Annotated in this window: 1 protein-coding gene; it reads right to left on the reverse strand. The window is 76.2% G+C overall.

The window, feature by feature from the left end:
• Nucleotides 1-86: 86 nt before the first annotated feature.
• The gene (locus tag AC2W7G_RS17925; protein WP_485869623.1) at nucleotides 87-524 is read right to left on the reverse strand and encodes a hypothetical protein; all 438 of its coding nucleotides are present in this window, start codon (nucleotides 522-524) and stop codon (nucleotides 87-89) included.
• Nucleotides 525-659 lie beyond the last annotated feature (135 nt).

The following is a 659-nucleotide window of genomic DNA, read 5'->3' on the forward strand; positions in this document are numbered from 1 at the left end:
AGGTCGGCGCGGTCAGCGTCTGCGCCCCACTGCGGCTCGTCGAGGTGGGCTCGGACGGCTCCCCGCTCGGGCGCGAACGCCGACGCTCATCGGCCCGTCACCCCACGGGCGAGCGCCCCCAGGGCGTCGCGGCCCTGGTCGACGAGGTCCGCGGCACCCTCCGCCAGGCTGCGCGCCTCGCTCATCAGGTCGCCCACGCCGTCGCGCACCATCTGCTCCGCGTCGGCCAGGGTCCGTCCGGCAGCGGCGAGCAGGTCGGACAGCTGCTGCTGGCGCTCCTGCAGCACGTCGGCGAGGTGGTCGATGCGGTCGGCCGCCGTGCGGACCTTCTCGGCGACCGCCAGCACGTCGCCCCGGCGCTCCTCGAGCCGGCGGGCGAAGTCGTCCGCCGCCGTGCTGCGCCACTCGACGTCCGTCGCTCGCAGCACCGCCGCCTGGCGGTCGACCTCGTCCGCCCAACCACGCACCCGGCGCGCCAGCGCGCGCACCTCCTGAGCATCTCCCCCGACATGCATGGCCGTCATGCTAGGTGACCGAGGTGGCCCCCGCGCGTCGCTGGACGGCTGCTCAGACGTCCGACCCGGCGCCGCGACCACGCACGGCCTCGACCGCGCGCACGAGCTCGTCGGCCGCGCGTCCGAGCTGCTCGGCGTCTCGAT

It is taken from the genome of Aeromicrobium sp. PFPM2_SD2 (assembly GCF_057364525.1).